5 protein-coding genes are annotated in these 5,435 nt (G+C 72.4%); 4 read left to right on the top strand and 1 reads right to left on the bottom strand.

All coding sequences use genetic code 11. The annotated features are described in order from the left end of the window. On the bottom strand, positions 1 to 2,036 hold a 2,036-nt coding region (locus tag ACNFOC_RS50495), incomplete at its 3' end, for an FAD-binding and (Fe-S)-binding domain-containing protein (RefSeq protein ID WP_416965717.1). A 255-nt stretch (positions 2,037 to 2,291) separates the two neighbouring features. On the opposite strand from ACNFOC_RS50495, the gene ACNFOC_RS50490 reads away from it, so the two are divergent. From ACNFOC_RS50490 to ACNFOC_RS50475, 4 genes are all read left to right on the top strand, one after another. Beyond that, positions 2,292 to 4,094, top strand: coding sequence for a sensor histidine kinase (locus tag ACNFOC_RS50490; RefSeq protein WP_416965716.1), 1,803 nt, complete (start codon positions 2,292 to 2,294; stop codon positions 4,092 to 4,094). Continuing rightward, positions 4,091 to 4,495 carry a roadblock/LC7 domain-containing protein gene (locus ACNFOC_RS50485; RefSeq protein ID WP_329251992.1) on the top strand — a complete coding sequence of 135 codons (405 nt, stop codon included), beginning with the start codon at positions 4,091 to 4,093 and terminating at the stop codon, positions 4,493 to 4,495. The genes ACNFOC_RS50490 and ACNFOC_RS50485 overlap by 4 nt, the downstream gene beginning before the upstream one ends. Further along, on the top strand, positions 4,495 to 4,839 hold the full coding sequence (locus tag ACNFOC_RS50480) for a DUF742 domain-containing protein (RefSeq protein WP_416965715.1): 345 nt from the start codon (positions 4,495 to 4,497) through the stop codon (positions 4,837 to 4,839). The genes ACNFOC_RS50485 and ACNFOC_RS50480 overlap by 1 nt, the downstream gene beginning before the upstream one ends. After that, positions 4,820 to 5,435 (top strand): GTP-binding protein (locus tag ACNFOC_RS50475; protein ID WP_416965714.1); only part of this gene is annotated, 616 nt, incomplete at its 3' end. The genes ACNFOC_RS50480 and ACNFOC_RS50475, both read left to right, overlap by 20 nt.

Below are 5,435 nucleotides of genomic sequence, written 5' to 3'. Positions count from 1 at the left end.
CGCATGAACGTCACCCCCGCCACCCGGGGAATCCTCCGCTCCTCCGCGATCCCGCCCAGCCGCTTCGCCAGCGCCGCCAACGGCCCTACAGCAGCAAGGGAATTGACCAGCCAGGCCGTACGCGTGCGCTCCACCAGCCGTAGCCAGCGCGGCAGCCAGCCCATCGCGTAGTGGGCCGCGGGCCTGCGCCGGCCCTCGTAGTGGTGGTGCAGGAACTCCGCCTTGTACGTGGCCATGTCGACCCCGACCGGGCAGTCCGTGCGGCAGCCCTTGCAGGACAGGCACAGGTCCAGCGCGTCACGGACCTCGGTCGACCGCCAGCCGTCGGTGACCAGTTCGCCCGCGAGCATCTCGTGGAGCAGTCGGGCACGCCCGCGTGTGGAGTGCGCCTCCTCCCCCGTCGCGCGGAACGACGGGCACATCACCGAGGAACCGCTCACCTCCGTCGTACGGCACTTGGCCACTCCCACGCACCGCCGTACCGCCGCCGAGAAGTCGCCGTCGTCGGACGGGTAGCCGAACACCACGTCCACCGGTTCGCGGGGCAGGACCGAGAAGCGGAGGTTCGAGTCGAGCGGGGCCGGCCTCACCAGCATCCCGGGGTTGAGAAGGTCGTCCGGGTCCCATACCGCTTTCGCTCGCTCGAAGAGGGTCACCATCTCGGCGCCGTACATCTTCGGGAGGAGTTCCGCGCGTGCCTGTCCGTCCCCGTGTTCGCCGGAGAGCGAGCCGCCGTGCGCGGTCACCAACTCGGCCAGTTCCTCGGAGAACCGGCGGAAGCGGGCCACCCCCGCCTCCGTCAGCAGGTCGAAGTCGATGCGGACGTGGATGCAGCCGTCCCCGAAGTGGCCGTACGGCGTGCCCCGTAGGCCGTGCGCGGCCAGCAATTCCCTGAAGTCCCTGAGATACGAGCCCAGTTGGGCCGGTGGTACCGCGCAGTCCTCCCAGCCCGGCCAGGCCTCCGCACCGTCCGGCATCCTCGTCGCCGTACCGCTCGCGTCCTCGCGGATGCGCCACAGGGCCCGTTGGCCCGCAGGGTCGGTCACCACCAGGGAGTCGAGGACGTCGGCCGCGCGGACGATGGTCTCGGCACGTGCGCGTGCCTCCGCCTCCGTGTCGCCGCCGGTCTCGACGAACAGCCAGGCGCCGCCCCGGGGGAGGTCGGCCGTGGAGCGGACCAGGTCGGCCGCCATGCCCTCGACGGTGAGCGGCCCGTGGACCAGCAGGCCCGCCGCCGCCTCCGCCGCCGCGCTCTCGTCGGCGTAGGCGAGCACCGCGAGGGCACGCGCGCGGGGTGCCTCGACGAGTCGTACGACCGCTTCCGTGAGGATGCCCAGCGTGCCCTCGCTGCCGCAGAAGGAGCGGGCGACGTCCGCGCCCCTCTCGGGGAGGAGGGCGTCCAGGGCGTAGCCCGAGATACGGCGGGGGAGGTCCGGGAAGCCGGTGCGCAGGCGGGCCAACTCGGCGTCCACGAGCGGGCGCAGGCCCTCCGGGGCGCCCGCCCAGTCGCGGCCGAGGCGCAGGGAGTCCCCCCTCGCGGTGAGCACGGACAGCTCGCTCACGCTGTCCGCCGTCGTGCCCCAGGCGACCGAGTGGGAGCCGCAGGAGTTGTTGCCGATCATGCCGCCGAGGGTGCAGCGGCTGTGGGTCGAGGGGTCGGGGCCGAAGCGCAACCCGTGGGGGGCGGCGGCCTGTTGGAGGCGGTCGAGGACCAGGCCGGGCTGGACGACCGCCGTGCGGGAGACGGGGTCCAGGGACACCAGGCCGTTCATGTGGCGGGTGAAGTCGAGGACCACGCCCGTGCCGGTCGCCTGGCCGGCGATCGACGTGCCGCCGCCGCGTGCCACCACCGGCACCCCGTGCGCCCGGCAGGCCGCGAGCGTCGCCGCCACGTCGTCGGCGTCACGGGGCGCGACGACGCCCAGGGGGACGCGTCGGTAGTTGGACGCGTCCATCGTCATCAGCGCCCGGGACGTGACGTCGAAACCCACCTCGCCCCGGACGGTCCCGCGCAGCTCCGCCTGAAGATCCGCCATGCCCCCAGCATGCACCCGGCCACTGACAGTGACCGATTCCCGTTCAGGGAAACTCCGGGTCCGGACTGAACCGATTCTGTAAACGCATCCAGAACCTCCCCAGTTCGATCACTAACTCTCATATAGTGACCGTCAGTTGAGCACCCGGTGTCGCTTCTCGCCCAGGAACCCGACGAGCACCCCCCGAGGACACGACCGAGGACGACTGAGGACCACGACCAAAGACGCCCGAGGACCCGACCGAGGACCCCCTTCATGACCGCCCCCATACTTCCCGGCGAACGCCCCACCTTCCGCACCATCGCCCCCGCCCCTGTGTTCACCGCCGTGCTGGCCGGGCTCGCGGTCGCCGGCGCGGTCTATGTGACCCCCGACGCGAAGCGCCTCGCGGTCGCCTGCGGTGCCGGTGCCGCCGCGCTGCTGCTGTGCGCGGCCGTCGCGCTCGCCGCGCACGCGTACCAGACGGCCCGGATCACCCGCCGCCGTCTGGAGGCCGTCACCCTGGACGCGGGGCGGCTGTTGCAGGAACGGGCCCGGCTGAGCACGGACTTCGACCGGGAGCGCGTGCAGCTGACCGAGGAGCTGACGCACGAGCGGGCCCGGCTGACCGCCGAACTCTCGCAGGAACGCGCCCGGTTGACCTCCGACTTCTCCCAGGAGCGCATGCGGCTCACCACCTCCTTCGCGGAGGAGCGCGGCCGCCTCACGGAGGAGAGCGAGCTGGAGCGCGCCCGCCTCACCGCCGAGAACAAGCAGCTGGCCGAGAAGGCCCGCCGGGACTCCCACGAGCGCGCCGCCGCGCTCTCCGCGACCGCCAACGCGGCGGGCCGTATGCAGGCGTTGGCCACCGGCATGCTCGCCGACCTGCGTGCCATGGAGGAGCGGCACTCGGACGAGGACGTCCTCGCCGACCTGCTCCACCTCGACCACCGCACCGCGCAGGCGGGCCGTCTCGCCGACTCCGTCGCCGTGCTCACGGGCGCCCGCTCCGGCCGCCGTTGGGCCCGTCCCATCGCCATGGAGTCGATCCTGCGCGGCGCGATGGGCCGCATCAGCGGCTATCAACGCGTGCGCGTGCACTCCGCGAGCGACACCGCCGTCGCCGGGCACGCAGCCGAGGGCGTGATGCACGCGCTCGCCGAACTCCTCGACAACGCCGCGAACTTCTCGCCGCCGAGCGCCGAGGTGCACGTCTACGTAGAAGAAGTGCCCGCCGGGGTCATCCTCTCGGTGGAGGACAGCGGCCTGGTCATGGGCGACATCCAGCTGCGCCGCGCCGAGCGCGCCGTCTCCGGCGACTCCACCGAACTGGGCGGCCTCACCGGCACCCGGCTCGGCCTCGCGGTGGTCGGCCGACTGGCCCGCAAGTACGGCCTGAAGGTGTCGTACCGGCCCTCCGCGCGGGGCGGCACGGGCGTCCTGATGCTCGTACCGCAGGACATCCTGGTGCCCCAGGACGCGCCGGTGCCGCAGGAGTCCCTCGCGCTGCCCGAGCCCCCGGCCGCACTGCCGAAGCCCGAGCCGGAAACAGCGCCGGAATGGGTCGCCGTAGATCCGCCGCGGGTGTCCTACTCCGCCGGGCGCACCCTCGCCGACCTGGACCCGGACCCGGTGCCCACGCACGAGTCGCCGGACCGCGGCGCCCTGGCCGACGCGGTGACGGACGTACCGAACACCCTGCCCGAGGGCCTGCCCAAGCGGCGCCGCGGGCAGGCCCTCGCGGAGGCCGAACGAGCACGCGCGCGTGCGGAGTCCCCCGCCCCCGAGCCGCACCCCGCGCCCTCGGCCGACGACACCCTCGCGCGGGCCGTCCGCTTCAACAGCTTCCGTCAGGCCGTACGCGACGCGGCGACCGACCGGGAGCCCCTGACCGGGGGCACGCCCGTGCCGGACCCCGACACGGACACCGGCATCGACGCGTACACGGACCCGTACGCGTACACGGAGCGCCCCGCATCACCTGAATCGGCCGCATCACTCGATGACTCGGCCGCATCACCCGAGCCCCTCATCGCCACCCCCTCCCACCCGCACCCGGAAGGCAACCCCACCTCATGACCGGCACGACGACCGCCGACGAGAAGCTCACCTGGCTCATCGAGGGCCTCCTGGAGCGCACCCCGGGCGCCCGGCACGCGCTCGTGCTGTCCCGGGACGGCCTGAAGCTGTGCCGGACGCCCGAACTCTCCGTCGACCAGGCCGACCAGCTCGCCGCGATCGCCGCCGGGATCCAGTCGCTGTCGCACGGCGCGTCGGTGGAGTTCGGGGACGGCAGCGGGGGTGTGCGCTCCGCGATGACGGAGTTCTACGGCGGTGTGCTGTTCATCGTCGAGGCGGGCGAGGGCGCCCACCTGGCCCTCGTCACCACCGAGGACGCGGACGCGGGTCTGATCGGGCACAACATGAGCGAGCTGGTCGAACAGCTCGGCGAGCACCTGCGCGCGGAACCGCGTACGTGATGAGCCGCCCCGGCAGGGACGACTCACCCGACCGCCTCTACACGCTCACCGGAGGCCGCGCCCGTTCCGGACCGGACAGCCCGTTCGACCTGGTGACCCTCGTGGTCGCCGAGTGCGATCCGGCGACCGGGATGCAGTCGGAGCACGCGGCGATCCTGCGGATCACCGAACACCCCACGGCCGTCGTCGAGTTGGCGGCCGAACTGAGACTCCCGGTGAGCATCACCAAGATCCTCCTCTCCGACCTTCTCGCGGCCGGCCGGGTCAGCGCCCGCCATCCGCGCAAGGCCGATCTCGATCCCGACGTCCTGGAACAGGTGCTCGTTGGACTCCGCAACCTCTGACGCGCGCACCCCCTTGGGTGCCTCCGCCGACAACGGCCTGAAGATCGTGGTCGTCGGCGGCTTCGGCGTCGGCAAGACCACGCTGGTCCGCTCGGTCAGCGAGATACGTCCCCTCAACACCGAGGAGACGATGACGAAGGCCGGCGAGGCCGTCGACGACATCAGCGAGGTGCGCGGCAAGTCCGCGACCACCGTCGCCTTCGACTTCGGCCGCATCACGCTCGACGCCCGCAATGTGCTGTACCTGTTCGGCGCCCCCGGCCAGGAGAGGTTCTGGTTCCTCTGGGACCGCCTGTTCTCCGGGACGCTCGGCGCGGTCGTCCTCGTCGACACCCGCCGCATCGACGACTCCTGGTACGCCATCGACCGCCTCGAACACCACGGCACCCCCTTCATCGTGGCCTGCAACGACTTCGGCGGCACCACCTACGCCCCGCAGCAGATCCGCGAAGCCCTCGACCTCGACCCGCACGTGTCGACACGGGAGACGAAGAACGACGCTGTCGAGTGGATCGTGGACAGGTCCAGAGCTTCGTGTCGCCGTCCGACAAAGACGTGGCCGAGGCGCCCACCAGCTCCCGCGCCAACCGCTCGGC

Origin of the sequence: Streptomyces colwelliae (assembly GCF_048158785.1) — a bacterium.
Classification (GTDB): Bacteria; Actinomycetota; Actinomycetes; order Streptomycetales; family Streptomycetaceae; genus Streptomyces.
Note: the sequence above shows the minus strand (reverse complement) of the source record. Positions and strands in the feature narration are given on the sequence as shown.

Excerpts from the sequence above, each read along its gene's own strand:
- ACNFOC_RS50490 (WP_416965716.1), top strand. The coding sequence starts at position 2,292 with ATGACCGCCCCCATACTTCCCGGCGAACGCCCCACCTTCCGCACCATC.
- ACNFOC_RS50485 (WP_329251992.1), top strand. The coding sequence starts at position 4,091 with ATGACCGGCACGACGACCGCCGACGAGAAGCTCACCTGGCTCATCGAG.
- ACNFOC_RS50480 (WP_416965715.1), top strand. The coding sequence starts at position 4,495 with ATGAGCCGCCCCGGCAGGGACGACTCACCCGACCGCCTCTACACGCTC.